This is a genomic window from Faecalibacterium sp. Marseille-P9590, from assembly GCF_017377665.1.
Taxonomy (GTDB): domain Bacteria; phylum Bacillota; class Clostridia; order Oscillospirales; family Ruminococcaceae; genus Faecalibacterium.
In genome coordinates, this window is the sequence record NZ_JAFREF010000001.1 from 363994 (window position 1) to 379985 (window position 15992).

Genomic DNA, 15992 nt, shown 5'->3' on the forward strand with positions numbered 1-15992 from the left:
GAGGCGCAGGCGTTCTACCGTATGTACCATTCTTACGCCGACATCCCGGACCCATGGGACCGTCTGCGTTGGTGCCGCTATGGTCTTGACCTGCTGCAAAAAGAGGTTGCTGCCATGGTTGGCATGGAGGAATGGCTCTATCGGGATCTGGAAAGCGGCATATTTCACCGCAGCTTTACGCCGGAACTTGCGGACAAGCTCGCCGCCCTTTACGGCATCCCGGTGGAGGACATTCTGGACGACTACACCCTGTTTCTGCACCGGGGCGGCGGAGACTTCCTCCGCAGATACCGGGAGGCAAAAGGCTGGAGCCGTCAGCAGCTTGCCGACCATGCCAAGGTAGGCAGGACAAGTATTCGCTGCTGGGAAAACGGACAAAAGACTATCAGTCAGAGGTGCTTTTGCCTTCTGGTGGAAAACCTTGGTTCCGATTTTCCATCTATGCTTCGCATGTGAGGTATGGTAATTTTTCTCCGGCCAAACGAAAAAGCTCGTCTGCAAGCCACGATATGTGGCAGCGCAGACGGGCTTTCGTTATGGAATCATTCTGTTTCAATCATTCTGATATTCGCTCTGACTTACATGGCGTTCCGTAAAACACGCAGTCGTTCTTCAAACGTTGCTTTCCATGCCGGATGCTCGGAGAATACGGTGTGCTCCACCTGACGGACTTGGTTCAGTCCGATGTTCCGCACCGCTTCCACTGCAGCATCTTTTTGGCTCAGATGGCGTTTTCCCACGGTCAGACAGTTTGCGCCTTCTGGCGTGTCGTACTGCCGAAACGCCCGGTTGAAGTCCATCAGGTCATGCAGACGGATGGGCTGATTGGTTTCGTTGTCTACCAGCAGACCCCAATTTTCCCAATGACGGTCGGTATTGCCCACCAGATAATCCAGAATGTTCATCATATAGTAGCTGGGAGCATCCAGCTCTAAGATCTTATCCAGTGTGTTCCAATCATGGTTCGTGCAGTAGACGTCATAGGCTGCATAGGTCACAAGACTGTATCGCTGAGATGTCATGATTTTGCTGATAGAAACCGGCTCATTTTCAAACATCCCCTGCTCATACAGTACCTGATGGCAGTCAAAGCACCGGCAGATTTTGCTTGCCAGCACTTCACGTTCCACCGCATCCCTGCCACCATCCTTGTAAAGATAGAAGCCATCCTCTTTGCGCACCCACGCCTTGGGGTACACGCCACCCGTAGACAGGTCATTTGCCAGAAGATGGGCGTTTGTCACCGTCATTTGGTGCCCCCGCAGCGCAATATCCACAAGCGCATTGCTTAAGGAGTGTGCGAAAAGGTTGATATCCTCGAATCGAATCTTCTCGTTTTCTTCTTTCACCCAGAACACATCCAGCAAAGACAGACAATGGTAGGATAATGCAATCTGTGCTCGTTCCCTGTCCGTAACACTCTGAGATGCACCGATACTGTTCAGGATTTCCTTGGCGTAGGTGCGATCCAACGTCAACATCCGGGAGGCGCACCAATAGTAAAAGTTCGTTACATTATTGATGCGCTCGTCAAAATCATCCGATTCCACCAGAACCAGATCATAGGGCATGAAATCCTCGAGGCAGACCCTGCATTCCCCTGTTGTGCTGAGTTGTGCCACACAGCTTTCCCGGTGCATGATCTCGTAAAACATGGTTTTCATCCCTCCCTGCGTTCTGTGTCTTGCTCTGTATTTATATTACCTTCTTTTTTCACGGGACGCAAGAGCTTTTACTTTTCAAAAAGCTTTTTCTGCTGCTCCATCAGGACGGTTTCGATACGCTCTTTCAGCAAAAAGCGGAACTGTTTTGGGTAATATGCAGCGTCAAATAATTTCCAGCCATTTGTGATCCTCCGCCATTCTTCCCTGCGTCTTTTCAACAAGCAGAACCGGGTCATATTCCGGAACGCCAACAGCATCCAGATAGTAATCCAAGCCCTTTCGTGTTTTCGGAATGCATCGGTCTGCCAGAAAGGCCAGGAAATCTTCCCATGAGGGCGTTTCGTTCACACCAAACGCAGTATCCAGCACATCGTCGATCTTATTTTCAACGCAGACCTGCTGGGCTGTAAAATCTGCCAGGATCACGGTACACAACGTATCTCCGTCATAATACCGATATTCTTTCAGCTGATGTCCTTTCTGTTCTGCATTTCTGCGAAACAGTTCCGGGTCTGTTGATGCAAGCGGTCGGACGGTGATTTTTTCACCGTCAAAAGAGAGTTCCACACGATCCTCTTTTGAAAGCCCCATTGTATGAAGCCACCCTGCCGGGAGATTGAGCGAATACTTTTCTGCATTCTTTCCTGCTGTTCCCCCGGCTTTTCTTCTCATAATTTTCACGCTGCGACGATTCATGCACTTCACCTTCCCTTACAAAAAGAATACCATATTGGCCGCCAACAATCAACCGTTTTGTTGTGTCAGCAGCATTTCAAAACACTTATGTAACACAAAAAGCCCCACGCTCAACACTGCCTCTGAATCTGACCGTCTCTGGTCAGAGCAGAAAAGCATATGTTGAGCGTGGGGCTTTGTTTATCGGCTCGGCTGCCAGCCGGGCTTTTGGTGTTCCTTGGGTTTGTAAGTTCCTTTGGTAGTATCGATCACCGCCTGCAGCAATTCGAGCTTCTGCCATGTGGGGCAGTTCAGACGGTCGATTTTTTCGATCACATAGTTGGCGTGGGCGGTTGCGACCCGTTTTCCGAGTTCGTCCCATCCCTCTTTCGTTTTGGGGTAATGTACCACCACTTCAATGGGGGCACTCTTTCGCATGGCTCACTCACCTCCGATTACATCGCTATCACCTCATTTTTACGGGTTACTGGTTGTCCGCTATTCGCTGCGGTTTCCGCTCAGAACATTCAGAGCCAGACTGACCAGCAAAGCCATATCAATGCGGAGCATTTCAGCCTTGCTGGCATAGCCCATAAAGCGTTCGATGCGGGATTTATCGATCGTGAAGATCTGCTCCAGAAGAATCATGGACGGTTCTTCAAAGGCCGGGTTGGAATCCACCAGCACATGGGTGGGCTGGTTTTTCTTCTTTTCCGTCCGGGTGGTAACAGTTGCAACGATCAGTGTAGGCGAATGACGGTTTCCAATGTTGTTCTGCAGAACTACCACAGGGCGTTTCCCGCCCTGTTCCGAGCCGATATGCGGCTCCATGTCTGCATAGTAGATGTCCCCCTGAGATATCTCCAATTGTTCGGCAACATAAAAATCAACCTCCTTTTTATGTAAGAAACAGCCGCCGCAGACGGATACCACGACGGCTGTTGTTCAGGAGGTAGAACGAAATTGTCAGTTTTTCAGCGGCAGGCTCATCTCACGGCTGGCACCGTTATAGATGCGAAGAATCTGCCGCATATGGCGGTTTGCAGAACTTCCGGTGTCTTTCTGTGCCAGCTGCGTGATGGTTTTCGGATGTGTCCTTGCCAGCTGCTGCACCAGCCGCTCCCGGCTGTACTCGCCCTCGTACTCCGAAAAGTTTTCCGCGATATGAGCAACCTTTTCGACATGCAGAACACGCTGATATTCAGCGCACGGGATCAGCAGCGCACTGTTCACCATCTGATAGGCAAACTTGCATTCAGGCAAAGCACTGAGGTTTAAATTTGAATTCATCATAATTTCTCCTCCTTTACGGTTTTCAGGTAAGACATCATTCGGTCCATTAGTTCAGAAAGTTTCTTTTGGCAGACTTTATCGATCAGAACCTCCGGGTGTTCTTGAAAGACAACATTCCATCGAAAAATAAAATCTTCCGTTGCTCCCTGCAGTTCGCACAGCATGATGGAGCCGGTTGCTGCTGCTTTATCCTTGTAACGGGCATCCACCGAGGCCTGCAGTCGGGCCTTGTCTTCTTCGGACAAGTGCCGTTTATGACCCTGTATGCTCTGAAGAAAACTTGGTGGCGCATTGCTGGTCGGCTCAATTTCCTCTTCCGGCGGGGACTCGGTGATTGGTGCCTGTACCGACGTTTCCGGCTGTTCTGCCTGCGACGCCGTGTTGTTTTCCGTTGCCGTTGGCTTTTTCTTCTGCGGTGCAGGCTTTGGCTTCGGTGGTGGCCTGTTCGGCTTCAGGCGTTCGAGGACCGTATCATCACGGTCACTCTTTTTCTTCTTGAGTTCCTCAAGAATTGCCGTGCGCTCTTCCTTTGGAATTGAAGCAAGCGCTACGATCTGTTCATCTGTCGCCTTGATATGCCCGGTCAGGATCTCTTCCTGCGCACCGGGCACCGCTTCTTCCGCAGCATCAATGCCTCGTGAATACTTTTCAGCACGTCGTACCGTCGCAGACCCAACACCATGTTCTACGGCGATTCGTTCGCAAGTGCGTTTTTCTGTATGGTTTCTCTTAATTTGCCCCCGGCACCCCTGAGAAAGGGAAACAATCAGGCGTTGGATTTGCACCACTCCATTGGCCTCTCGGCCACCCCGTCTTCTTTATGACCGGGCCGCGAATTACGGAAGCATCATTATCTGGAAGTACCTGAAGCTGCATATTCAATTTTCAAGGTCCATCGGCTCCGGTTTCCGCTCCCTCTCGGGCCCGGTCCGTTTCCGTGACATGATTGTATCGTACTTTCGAGCAAAAGTTTATGGACTCGTAGTCCAAGTCACCCACCCTCTTAGTCCATATATTGTATACAACAGTCCCAAAAAGCAAAAAAATCCCGCCTGAAAAGCAAAACCTTCGCTTTGCCCTCAGACGGGATGTCTTTCGACACGACTGTTAGCTAAATCAACCAATAAAGGCCTCCGAATCTCTTTCTTATTAGGAAAAGATTCAGAGGCCTCTGTTTTACAATTTTTTCGGAATAGCGGCTTTCACCAGCAGCATCATGGGACGGCGCAGTTCATCCTTCATGCCGTAAACACTCAGCATCTCTGCAGAGGTTCGTTGTCATATTCGCTAGTATGGAGTGGTTTCACTGGCTGCATTGAACTTCTGATAACATCCAAAATAGTCTGATCCGCCGGGAGCCACGGAACGGAATCAATGTCATCTTTTGTCAGCCATCGTGCAGCTTCCGCTTCTTTCAGCACAAGCTCGCCGGAAACCACTTCACACCAGAAGCAGTCCATGGAAAGATGAAACGCCGGATAATCGTACTCGATTGTACCAATTAAATCCTCCACGGCGATTTCCGTGTCCAGTTCTTCTTCAATTTCCCGCTTCAGAGCCTGCTGCGGGGTTTCACCCGGCTCGATTTTGCCGCCCGGAAACTCCCATTGACCTTTGTAGTCACCATAGCCGCGGGCGGTAGCGTAAATTTTGCGTTTTGCCTGCATGGAATCGCAGATCACAGCGGCCACAACACGAATCGTTTTCATAACGTTCTCCTTTTGGATTCATTAGGCCGACCGTCAGAAGTCCCACCGACATGATAGAACACCCTGTTTCCTGCTTTTCTTGCAGTAAGCAGCCCCATCTCATGGAATTTCATCACAAACGTCCGAATAGTTGCATACGCAGCGTTTCGGAAATCCTTTTCCAGCTGCTTTGTGGTAAACTCCTCTGCACCATAAGCAGACAGAACATACTCCCAGAGCAGCCGTTCTTTTTCTGTGATTTTTCCTTCCGCAAGAGCAGTTTGATAAACCTCAAGATCAGTTTTCGGCGGGACTGCATCCACCTGCAGGCGGTTATAGACCTCATTGCAGAAGTAGAACAGAAAGGGAGTCACATCCGTATAGCCGGAAATCAGAGCATTTCTCTCCACGCGTTCGTAGGCTTTGTAATATGCGTCCTTGTTTTCAGCGATGTATCGGGAAAACGGCGTGAACAGTGCCGCAGGATAGCCCTGCTGAACAAGATACCAGAGGTGGAATAGCCGTGCAGTGCGTCCATTCCCGTCAAAATAAGGGTGGTAGTATGCAAAAGCAAAGTGCAGAATGGCAGCCTTATGCAGCTCATTGATGCCGTCATTGGCATTCGCAAAATCGACAAGACATTTCATAGCACCGGGAAGCCACTCTGCCGGAAGTCCCGGTCTGGGTTCTTCACCGCCCACAATAAAAACCTCGCCATGCCGATAAAAGTGGTTTGGCAGTAATCGATCTTCATCCGGGAGATAATCCCCTGTGCTGATCTGATATAGGTGATGCAGATTCTCCTCGGTGATCGTATTCTGACGATTCGCGATAAACTCCAGTCCGCGCTTCATACCATAGATGCGGGCTTCTTGTTCATCACGAGGGGCATAACCATCGAGGATATAACGGATACTGCTGCGGGTCGAGCGGATACTTTCAATTTGAAAAGTAGCATAAATTTCCTCGGTCATCGCCGACAAACCGAAGTTTTGTCCACTGACAGGGACAGAGAGCAACTGCTTCATACCATTTGTTGAAATTTGCGCGAGGTTCGGCAGGTAAAACAGCTTATTTCCAGAAAAATCAGTCAACGGCAGAGGCTGCGCAAAGTTTTGCCGCAGCAATTCGGCAAATTCTTTGACTCTGACAGTCGAGTACTTGTATTCCATCCGATTGAGTTCAAACAAATGCTTATCTGAAAGCATTTTGGCAAACTGTGCCCCATCCATTCTGTCCACCTCGCAGTTGATACTTATTGATACTATATAGTATCAATATACCAATTCTTTATAAAAAGTCAACCGAAACAGGCCGAACCAACTTTTTTTCCATACTCCCCGTCAAAATTCCCGTGGTTCCGTCACGAATCACGTCTCCATCGGCTTATTCCCCACTTCGTCCAGATACGCATTCAAAAATTCCGCTGCAAGGCTGTTGGGACGGATTTCGGGCAATAAGGCACAATGCCCTCTTCTTCCAGTTCTTTTTCAATCAATGCCGTACCGCATTCAAAGCAATGCTTCTGAATCATTTTTACACTTCAAACACTGTTTTCGTCAGCCGGATACCTGCTGCCGTCTTCATCGTATGTTCCATAAAGGTTCGGATTGCCTGCTGGTCGTACCCGCTTTCGGACGCATTGACGATATAATCTGCCTCAATCAGAATCTGATAGTCAATGCCGTCGATCTGCGCCGAACTATGGTGGTGCCCTACCAGATAGGCCACCCGGTCGATCTGTGCCGCTGTCATGCCGGTATCCGCCAAGAACTCCCGCACCAGCGGGGCACCCTCCTGCTCCTGATATTTACCATTGGTGTTGCCGTACTTTTTGCGGCAGAGCGGGCAGGCGATATCGTGGGTGATGGCCGCCACCTCCAGAATAAACTGCGTGTCTGCGTCCAACCCCTCCAGCTCACCAATGGTTTTGGCATAGGTCCACACACAGCTCAGGTGCGTGATGTCATGGATATTCCCTTCGGAAAAGGCGATCATCTTTTCCATGATCTGTGCAATGGTCATCATTTGTTTTCACTCCCGTTTTTAATACTTAAATGTTCACCTTGATAAACGCGAATTTGTTATTCTCCTATGGAGGTACCGCTATCGTCTTTAAGACCACAAATCGCAACTATACCATTATTTTTATAACTCACAACGAGAATGGTATCATTTCCTATTTTCCAACATGCTGTGCCGTTTTCACTGGTATCAGGCTTCCCCCATACCTCTCTAAGCTGGTCAATATGATACCCAGGCAAAAGGTTATTAACATCGGCTTCACTCATTTCTGCGATTGCCGCCAGAGTGGGAAGATTGTCGTTGCTTTTGTGATTGTAGTATCCATAAAACCACGCCGATACACATATCGCAAGAACCAAGATGATTACAGCTATAACAGATAGCTTCTTTTTCATACAATCACACTCCTCGTCAAGTTCCGATTCATAAAATCCCCGTCAGCGCCACTGCAACCAGAAGGGACGGCAGCAGGTTTGCCACCTTGATGGTTCTTGGCCACACCAGATTGATGCCCACACAAAAAATCAGAATATTTCCTACCAGCGAGAGATTGTTCAGCACAGCGCCTATCACAATGGCCAGCGCATTGATGATCGTTCCCAATCCCCGCATTTTCGTTTTTCCTTTGCTTACTGATTCCTGTATTTGTTTAAGACTTCATCCGGGATATGACAGTAGCTGCAGTCTTCCGGGTACCGCTCCAGATGGTGCTGATGCTCCTCTGCACTCCGGACGTAATTCGTCAGCGGCAGCACTTCCACAACGATTTTATCCCGGTCCTTCCGGCTGTCAATAAAGGCTCTTGCTTCTTCCAGATGTCCGAGATTTGTGCTGTAAAGCCCCGTGCGATACTTTTTTCCAACATCAACGCCCTGTTTGTTCAGGCTGTACGGGTCGATGATTTCAAACAGATGCTCCATAAGCTCTGTAACACTGGTACATTTCTCATCAAAGACCACTTTAACGCACTCTGCGTATCCATCATACGGGCCGTCCAGCGTGTTTGTTGTTCCGTTGGCTCTCCCGGCTTCGGTCGTCCGTACACCGGGCACCGTGTCAAAAAAATGCTGGACGCCCCAAAGGCACCCGCCTGCAATGTATACCGTTTCCATACTCTTGACTTTCCTTCTTTTACTGGTACAGTTTGCATCCATGCTCTGTACTCCTTACGGTTTCCTTGCTAGCTGCAAATCGATCCATCATACCAACTCACAAAAAGTGCTTCCGCACCATTGCAGAGTAATTATCATACGGATAAAAACAGTTTCTGCAATTCATCGGCCGTGAAATCTTTTGTTTGTTTATACTCGATTTCCATGATGCACCCCTTTATAACTTCCACAAATGCGAAGTTGTCTTACTTCTTGTCATTGAAGTAGATGATAAAAGCACCCATTACTGCAATAGCAATGAGCAATCCAAACTCAACCCAATTACCTAAAAGTTCAAGTCCTACGACCGTACCTAAATAACCAACAATCAATGTAACGATTGCTGCCAAAATCGCTTTACCCATATAATCACACTCCTTTGTCAAATTCCGATTTATCAAATAAGAATTTCCGTCAATTTTTCTCTTGATGCGGCTCGCTTCTAAGAGTAGGAACGAACTGTTCTGTTGCCGGAGACCGACCATTCGGGTCGGTCTCCGGCAGTATTTTTGTTATCGCGTATTAAAAAACAGCCGGAACGACTTTCTGCTGCGCTACATCGATGATGCCGTATGTATTCAGTCTGAGTTTGGGAATGACCGGAAGGCTGACGAAGGCGAGGGTCATAAAAATGCCGATGTCTTCCGCCACGCCATGTGCCTTGAGGGCATCGTTCAGCGCCTGCATTTTCGCCGCAACGCTCTCTGCGCTTTCGGTGCTCATCAATCCGGCCACCGGAAGCGCAAGTTCTGCCACGACCTGTCCATCTGCCACAAACGCAAGTCCGCCTTTGTTTTTCCGCACAGTGTTGCCGGCCAGCATCATATCGGTATCGTTGTCCCCTGCCACGATCAGGTTATGGGAATCATGTGCGATGCTCGATGCAACGGCTCCGCATTTCAGGCTGAAGTTTCCTAAAAAGCCAATGCCCACATGGCCGGAGTGATGATGCCGCTCAAAAACGGCCAGTTTTACGATGTTGTGTTCCGGGTCCACACCGGGAGCTTTGCCCGGATGCCGTTGGAACGGGATGATTTTTTCCTCCGTAAGCAGCTCGCCCCGGTTCAGGCAGATGACACGCTCCTGCTCCCCGCTCCCCCGAAGTTCCAAATCCTCCAGTGTGATTTCATCCAAATCGAACGAGTTCATGACGCGTGCAAAGCGCGCATGGTCGATTTCAAGCGATGCGGGTTTCAGCGTTTTTCCGTGCTCGGCCACCAGCGTGCCATTCTTGTAAACCCGTTCGACCGTAAAGGATTCAAAATCCGATACTACAATGAGGTCGGCAGCATACCCCGGTGCCACGGCACCGTGCTGCTTTAATCCAAAATACTGTGCCGGAACCAGCGTCGCCATTTTGACGGCCACTGCTGGGTCTGCGCCCAGCCGGATCGCTTTACGGATGTTGGAATCGATGTGTCCGCTGTCCAGCAGGTCACCGGGGTGCTTATCATCCGTCACCAGCATACAGCGGCTGCAATAGGGCTCCCGGAACAGCGGCATCAGGGCCTCCATATTTTTGGCAGCCGTTCCTTCCCGGATCATGATGTATTGTCCACGCCGGAATTTTTCCATGGCTTCCTCGATGTTGGAGCACTCGTGATCGGACTGAACACCTGCCGCAATATAAGCATTCAGGTCCTTATCGCTCAAGAGCGGCGCATGGCCATCCACGATCTTTCCCGCTTCGGTGCAGTCGCGGATCTTCTGCAGGATCTTCGGGTCACAGCGCACCGTCCCATAGGCATTCATCAGCTCCGCAAGCCCCAGCACGCGGGGATCGCCGTAGTAAGGCCGGAGCTGTTCTGCGTTCAGCACCGCACCGGATTCATCCAGATCCGTGGCCGGAACACAGGAGGGCAGCATGAAATAAACCGAAAGGGTCAGATTTTTTGTCGTTTCCAGCATAAAATCCAAGCCTTCCAGCCCCGCAACGTTCGAGATCTCGTGTGGGTCTGTGACCACCGCAGTGGTACCGTGGGGCAGCACTGCCTGCTCGAAAGCCGGACCACAGAGCATGGAGCTTTCGATGTGGATATGCCCATCGATCAGGCCCGGGCAGACATATTTGCCGTGCAGATCAACTTCTTTCCGGCCATGATACGTGCCCACGCCCACGATCGAATTTCCGCTGATGGCAATGTCAGCGGTGTCGATCTCATCGGTAAACACATTGACAATTCTGGCATTTTTCAAAACCAGATCAGCCAAAGCATCTCCTCTGCCTGCCGAGATCCGGCGTTTCAGCTCATCAGACTGCATAGAAACATCTCCTCTCTCTGAAGTTCGATTTTCTCACCTGTGGATTGGTTCTGCCATTATTCTACCACGCCTTGCCGCTGCGGAAAAGATGTCGGGAAACAAAAATGGCCCCGGAGGGCTTGTTACAGCTCTCCGGGGCCACCTTATGTGCGTTGTGCCTTGGCGCACACGACCGGCGTTTTACTCGATTGCAATCAGATTCGGGTTCTCAGGCAAAGCCTTCGTCTGCTGAGGAGCAGGCAGCTCGATGTGCAGGACACCATCCTCGAACTTTGCGTGGATGTCTTCCTTCTTCACATCGCCCACGTAGAAACTGCGCGCGCAGGTGCCGGAGAAGGATTCGCGCCGCAGATAGCGGCCCTTCTTATCCTTTTCATCGTTGCTGTGGCTGCGCACTGCCTGAATGGTCAGGTAGCCGTCGTTCAGATCCATCTGAACGTCTTCCTTCTTGCAGCCCGGCAGGTCAACAGCTACTTCGTAGCCATTGTCCGTCTGTTTGACATCGGTCTTCATCATGTTTGCACCACGCTTACCAAAGGCACCACGAGCCTCACGGTTCATAGCACGTTCCAGTGCAGCGTCATTCCAGAACGGATCGAAGAAATCATCGAACAGGTTTTCATGGAAAACAGTCGGCATAAGCATAAATCATTCCTCCAATCCCGGCGTTCGGGTCGGGGCAAAAAATCTGAAGCGTCCACTCGGAAAGGCTTTCCGGAGAGCCTTGCAGCTCTCCTTTTGCCCTTCCTCCTGAGCACGCCACTGTTATAGCACCGTTAATTAGCAATGTCAATAGAAGAGTGCTAAAATTCACGAAAGAATAATACTTTTATAAAATCCTATGCAATCTTTTCAAAATTCAGTCGTATCATCGCATTTTATATCATCTTGGCAATCATGAAGCACAACAGTTCATATGCTTCCCGGATGTCCTCCGGCAGACGTTTCAAAGTCTCGTCCCGCAGTTCCTGCGGCATCCCGTAAAAAGCTTCGGCAATGCCGCCGGTGATGCAGGCAAGGGTGTCGCTGTCGCCGCCCAGAGAGGCCGCATTGCGAAGTGCATCCTCAAAACTGACGCTTTCCAGAAAAGCAATGATTGCTTCCGGCACAGTTTCCTGACAGGTCTCCACATGATGATAGGTCGGCCGAATTTCATCGCAGGTACGGTTCAGGTCATAACCGAAGGTCTGCTCCACATATTGTTTGATTTCCGGCTTGCTGTGGCCGGTACGGGCCAGAAAAATCACTGCCGCCGTGGCCTGCGCGCCTTTGATGCCCTCCGGGTGGTTGTGGGTAACTTCAGCGGTCACTTTTGCCATTTCCAGCGTTTTGTCCAGCGTATCGAACAGCCAGCCCGCTGCCGACACCCGCATAGCCGAGCCGTTACCGAAACTGCCATAGGGATTCGGATTTTCTGCGTGCAGCCACCGGCGGAACATCCCGCCGTAACCGGCATGGGGATATTCACGGCCCCAGAACCGCATTTCATGCTGCACTGCACAAAATGTTCTCTCCGGCAGACCCTTTCCATCAATCAGACCAACTGCCACCGCAGCGGTCATGACGGTATCATCGGTGAAGTGCGATTTCTCGCTCAGCAGCGGAAAATCCTTGTGCTTGTAATTGTTGTGGTCAAATTCATAGGGACTGCCCACGATGTCACCCAAGATTGCTCCTAACATGGCTGTTTCCTCCCTTACCTATGATACCGCTTCTGGAAATCAGCTTCGATTTGTTCTTTCCACTATGCGCCGATGGACGCGCAGCAGGGTGCCTCCCGCATCCGGGAGACTGTCTCGCTGACAACGTGGTAGTTGACCGCCACGCCCTGTGCGTCATTCTCAAACCGCACAGCCCGGTCAGACGAGATGCCGAAGCGGGCAGCTTCCTTCACGGCGTCCATGTTGGCACCGAGGAACAGGAACTCCCAGCCGTACTGCTCTTTTTCCCGCTCGATCATCCGGCGGATCTTCTCATAGCTAAACCGTTTGCTGGCGTTTTCCAGTCCGTCGGTGGTGATGACAAAGATGACCTTTTCGGCACGCTCGTCCTCCGGCAGATGGCGCTGGATATTCACCATCTTTTCCATGCCATAACCAATGGCATCCAGCAGCGCCGTGCAGCCCCGGACGTAGTAGTCCTTTTCGGTCAACGGCGCAACGGCGTGCAGCGGAAAGCGGTCGTGCAGTAGCTGCACCTCATGGTCGAACAGGATCGTGGTCACATTGGCCTCGCCCTCCTGCTCCTTCTGCCGGGTCAGCATAGCATTGAACCCGCCGATGGTATCCTGCTCCAGCCCGCCCATGGAACCGCTGCGGTCCAGAATGAAAACAAGCTCGGTAAGATTTTTCTTCATAATAAATGCCCTCCGTTTTGTGGTGTATCGCTTTCGTTGGCAAAAGGATACCACAAACCGGAGGGCAAAAGGTCAACGGGCAGGCGACAAATCACGCACCCAGCTGTTCCTGATCGTATTCAAACAATAGCGTATTGACCTGATTGATGTTATAGATTTTGTGTTCCAGACAGTACCGCACGATCCAGTCCCGCTTGGAGCCATCCGAAAAGGCATAGCCCGCGCTCTTGAGCAGGTCGATGGTTTCATCTTCGGACAGGTGCAGCCCAACCGCAAAGGCCAGCACCGTTTTCTTTTTGGGGTTGTAGTCGCGATTGCACTGAATTTTGGAGAAATGCTGCCGAGAGATGTTGGACTGCTTGTACACGGTGGAGTCTTTCAGCCCCCGCTCGTCAATGAGCCGCAGCAGACGAGTGGTGAAGCTCTCGCCAAGGTTGTCCATCAGGCTTTCCAGACTGCGGGCTGTCCTGGGTGCCGCGGCGGGTGCCGGAACTGCACCTAGCATCGGCAGGGCGGCATCTTCTTCCAGAAGCCTCCGCCGCTCTGACAATTCCCTGCGCCGACGGCCAAATCCGTAGCTTTCATCGTTCTGTGCTACATAGTGGTCGTCAATGTACTCCTCCACCGAGGCGAACAGCTTCCGGCTCACGGCCAGCGAGCCCCGGTCGTAAAGCACCAGATACACGGTAAGGTCGTGCTCCATGACGTACTGTGTGATGGTGTCCACCGCAATGCGGAAGGCCTGTTCTTTGGGGTAGCCATAGTTTCCGCTGGACAGCAGCGGAAAGGCCACGCTCTCGCAGTGGTACTCTGCGGCTAATTCCAATGCGGAGTGGTATACACCGGCTAATTGTTCAGCTTCGCCGAACCCGCCGCCGTGCCACGCAGGGCAGACTGCATGGAAAATATACGTTGCAGGCAGCCCGAACGCCGGAGTACACACGGCTCTGCCCAAATCGCAGCGGCCGATGGCTTCGCAGGCGGCGGTCAGCTCCTGCTCCCCTGCCGCCTGATAGATGGCACGGCTGGTGCCGCTGCCCTGCAAAAGGTTCCGGTTGGCCGGGTTGACAATGGCATCCGCCGCCACTTTGGTGATGTCGTTGCGGATCATCTGAAACGGCATGGTGGTTCCTCCCTCACATGGTTTTCTTCATCCTATCACATCCGATGGGGCGGTGCAAGGGGTGCTCTTGTTTCCTGTCCGCGCAGCTATTATAATAATAGGTACAGAAAGAGGGTGAGCTTCCTGCACGACATCTGGAATCCATGGCACGGCTGCGTCAAGTGCAGCGAGGGCTGCCAGAACTGCTACATGTATTTTCTCGACCGGATGCGGGACCAGAACGGGGCCGAGATCTACAAAACGAAAAGCGGCTTTTCCTACCCACTCCAGAAAGACCGCACCGGACACTACAAAATCCAGAGTGGTGAGCAGATCCGGGTCTGCATGACCTCGGATTTCTTCTTGGAAGAAGCCGACCCGTGGCGGGCTGAGGCGTGGGACATCATGCGCCAGCGCAGCGATGTGGTGTTTTTTCTGCTCACCAAACGGCCGCAGCGGGTACGGAAGTGCCTGCCGCCGGACTGGGGCAGCGGTTGGGACAACATCTTTTTCAACGTCACCTGTGAAAATCAGCGCCGCGCCGATGAGCGCATTCCCATTCTGTTTGACCTGCCCTTCAAGCACAAGGGCATCATGTGCGCGCCCTTCATCGGGCCAGTAAGCATCCGGCAGTACCTTTCCGCCGGGCAGATTGAGCAGGTCATCTGCGGCGGCGAAAACTACGATGGTGCCCGCCCCTGCAATTTTGATTGGGTCAAATCGCTCCGGCAGGAATGTGTGGATGCCAACGTGACCTTCTGCTTTATCGAGACCGGCACCGTGTTTATCAAGGACGGCAGGCGCTACCACCTGCCAAACAAGCAGCTGCAAAGCCGGATGGCTTATAAATCCGGTATGAACTTTCAGGGAAGGCCCATCCGTTTTGACCTCGTGGACGACTGGGGCTACCCCATCCCGCAGGAAGATTTATATACGCCCCATTTCCGCGCAAACTGCGAGACCTGCGGCAGCAAGTTGATCTGCAACGGCTGCAGTGACTGTGGAAAATGCTTATAAAATAAAGGAGTTCTATGAAGAACCAGAAGAAAAAATCGTTTCCCCGCAGAGTGTTCCTCTGCCTGCTGGCTGTTTTGCTGGCCGTCTGCATCGCATTCGGCATTTACGTCAGCGACTACTACCACACAGACCCCGCCGCCGAGGATGCAATGGTGTCGGACCGCTTTGTGAGCGTCACCAAGCAGAACGGCAACTGGGTCTTTGCGCCGGAATCTCCCACCGCCGGGCTGATCTTCTATCCGGGCGGCAAGGTGGAAAACACCGCCTATGCTCCCCTCCTGCACGACCTTGCCGAGGACGGCATTCTGTGCGTGCTGGTAAAGATGCCCTGCAATCTGGCCGTACTGGACATGAACGCGGCGGACGGTATCCCGGAACGCTTTTCCGAAGTCACAGACTGGTACATCGGTGGGCACTCGCTGGGCGGGGCCATGGCGGCAAGCTATGCGGCCAAGCACACCGATGAACTGGACGGTCTGGTGCTGCTGGCGGCCTACTCCACCGCCGACCTGACCGACAGCGGCCTGCGGGTCTATGCCGCCTACGGCAGCGAGGATGGTGTGCTGAACCGCGAAAAATATGAAGCCGACCGCACGAACCTCCCACAGGACACCACCGAAACGGTCATTGACGGCGGCTGTCATGCCGGGTTCGGCAGTTACGGTGCGCAGAAGGGCGATGGCACACCCACCATCTCTGCCGAGGAACAACAGCGGCAGACGGCGGACGCGCTGGCGGCATGGATGAATCTTCAATAAA

Annotated in this window: 21 protein-coding genes; 3 read left to right on the forward strand and 18 right to left on the reverse strand. The window is 51.9% G+C overall.

Features of this window, described 5'->3' with window-relative positions:
• Positions 1–21: 21 nt before the first annotated feature.
• On the forward strand, positions 22–456 hold the full coding sequence (locus tag J3349_RS01790) for a helix-turn-helix transcriptional regulator (RefSeq protein WP_207676250.1): 435 nt from the start codon (positions 22–24) through the stop codon (positions 454–456).
• Positions 457–578: 122 nt separating this feature from the next.
• Here J3349_RS01790 and J3349_RS01795 read toward each other — a convergent pair whose 3' ends face one another.
• The 18 genes from J3349_RS01795 to J3349_RS01885 form a co-directional block, all read right to left on the reverse strand.
• Positions 579–1664: a hypothetical protein gene (locus tag J3349_RS01795; RefSeq protein ID WP_207676251.1), complete on the reverse strand. Its 1086-nt coding sequence runs from the start codon at positions 1662–1664 to the stop codon at positions 579–581.
• 162 nt (positions 1665–1826) lie between these two features.
• Complete coding sequence (locus J3349_RS01800; protein ID WP_207676252.1) at positions 1827–2360, reverse strand: AbrB/MazE/SpoVT family DNA-binding domain-containing protein; 534 nt, start codon at positions 2358–2360, stop codon at positions 1827–1829.
• Positions 2361–2540: 180 nt separating this feature from the next.
• Complete coding sequence (locus J3349_RS01805; protein WP_005922522.1) at positions 2541–2777, reverse strand: hypothetical protein; 237 nt, start codon at positions 2775–2777, stop codon at positions 2541–2543.
• Between the two features lie 60 nt (positions 2778–2837).
• Complete coding sequence (locus J3349_RS01810) at positions 2838–3170, reverse strand: type II toxin-antitoxin system PemK/MazF family toxin (protein ID WP_112091640.1); 333 nt, start codon at positions 3168–3170, stop codon at positions 2838–2840.
• A gap of 135 nt (positions 3171–3305) precedes the next feature.
• Positions 3306–3632, reverse strand: coding sequence for a DUF6551 family protein (locus tag J3349_RS01815; RefSeq protein WP_207676254.1), 327 nt, complete (start codon positions 3630–3632; stop codon positions 3306–3308).
• Positions 3629–4420 (reverse strand): hypothetical protein, encoded by a 792-nt coding sequence (locus tag J3349_RS01820; protein WP_207676255.1) that lies wholly within the window; start codon positions 4418–4420, stop codon positions 3629–3631. Before J3349_RS01820 ends, J3349_RS01815 begins: the two co-directional genes overlap by 4 nt.
• Before the next feature lie 465 nt (positions 4421–4885).
• Positions 4886–5341, reverse strand: a complete 456-nt coding sequence (locus J3349_RS01825; protein ID WP_207676256.1) for a (deoxy)nucleoside triphosphate pyrophosphohydrolase — start codon at positions 5339–5341, stop codon at positions 4886–4888.
• On the reverse strand, positions 5338–6552 hold the full coding sequence (locus tag J3349_RS01830) for a Fic family protein (RefSeq protein WP_207676257.1): 1215 nt from the start codon (positions 6550–6552) through the stop codon (positions 5338–5340). The genes J3349_RS01825 and J3349_RS01830 overlap by 4 nt, the downstream gene beginning before the upstream one ends.
• 304 nt (positions 6553–6856) lie before the next feature.
• Entirely contained in the window at positions 6857–7348 is a 492-nt protein-coding gene (locus J3349_RS01840; RefSeq protein WP_207676258.1) for an HD domain-containing protein, read from the reverse strand.
• 56 nt (positions 7349–7404) lie between these two features.
• The gene (locus J3349_RS01845) at positions 7405–7740 is read right to left on the reverse strand and encodes a hypothetical protein (RefSeq protein WP_207676259.1); all 336 of its coding nucleotides are present in this window, start codon (positions 7738–7740) and stop codon (positions 7405–7407) included.
• Positions 7741–7768: 28 nt separating this feature from the next.
• Positions 7769–7948, reverse strand: coding sequence for a DUF554 family protein (locus J3349_RS01850; protein ID WP_347564959.1), 180 nt, complete (start codon positions 7946–7948; stop codon positions 7769–7771).
• Between the two features lie 26 nt (positions 7949–7974).
• The gene (locus tag J3349_RS01855) at positions 7975–8457 is read right to left on the reverse strand and encodes a peptide-methionine (S)-S-oxide reductase (protein WP_112091827.1); all 483 of its coding nucleotides are present in this window, start codon (positions 8455–8457) and stop codon (positions 7975–7977) included.
• A 245-nt stretch (positions 8458–8702) separates the two neighbouring features.
• Positions 8703–8861, reverse strand: a complete 159-nt coding sequence (locus tag J3349_RS01860; protein ID WP_097774963.1) for a binding-protein-dependent transport permease — start codon at positions 8859–8861, stop codon at positions 8703–8705.
• Between the two features lie 157 nt (positions 8862–9018).
• Positions 9019–10758 carry an adenine deaminase gene (gene ade / locus J3349_RS01865; RefSeq protein WP_207676261.1) on the reverse strand — a complete coding sequence of 580 codons (1740 nt, stop codon included), beginning with the start codon at positions 10756–10758 and terminating at the stop codon, positions 9019–9021.
• 180 nt (positions 10759–10938) lie between these two features.
• Positions 10939–11403: an Hsp20/alpha crystallin family protein gene (locus J3349_RS01870; RefSeq protein ID WP_097782057.1), complete on the reverse strand. Its 465-nt coding sequence runs from the start codon at positions 11401–11403 to the stop codon at positions 10939–10941.
• Between the two features lie 233 nt (positions 11404–11636).
• Positions 11637–12440, reverse strand: a complete 804-nt coding sequence (locus J3349_RS01875; protein WP_207676262.1) for an ADP-ribosylglycohydrolase family protein — start codon at positions 12438–12440, stop codon at positions 11637–11639.
• Positions 12441–12502: 62 nt separating this feature from the next.
• Positions 12503–13114 carry a vWA domain-containing protein gene (locus J3349_RS01880; RefSeq protein ID WP_207676263.1) on the reverse strand — a complete coding sequence of 204 codons (612 nt, stop codon included), beginning with the start codon at positions 13112–13114 and terminating at the stop codon, positions 12503–12505.
• Positions 13115–13205: 91 nt separating this feature from the next.
• Positions 13206–14237, reverse strand: coding sequence for a macro domain-containing protein (locus J3349_RS01885; RefSeq protein WP_207676264.1), 1032 nt, complete (start codon positions 14235–14237; stop codon positions 13206–13208).
• 114 nt (positions 14238–14351) lie between these two features.
• Between J3349_RS01885 and J3349_RS01890 the strand changes: the two genes are divergently transcribed.
• The gene (locus J3349_RS01890) at positions 14352–15233 is read left to right on the forward strand and encodes a DUF5131 family protein (RefSeq protein WP_347564961.1); all 882 of its coding nucleotides are present in this window, start codon (positions 14352–14354) and stop codon (positions 15231–15233) included.
• A gap of 14 nt (positions 15234–15247) precedes the next feature.
• The gene (locus tag J3349_RS01895; protein WP_207676265.1) at positions 15248–15991 is read left to right on the forward strand and encodes an alpha/beta fold hydrolase; all 744 of its coding nucleotides are present in this window, start codon (positions 15248–15250) and stop codon (positions 15989–15991) included.
• Position 15992 lies beyond the last annotated feature (1 nt).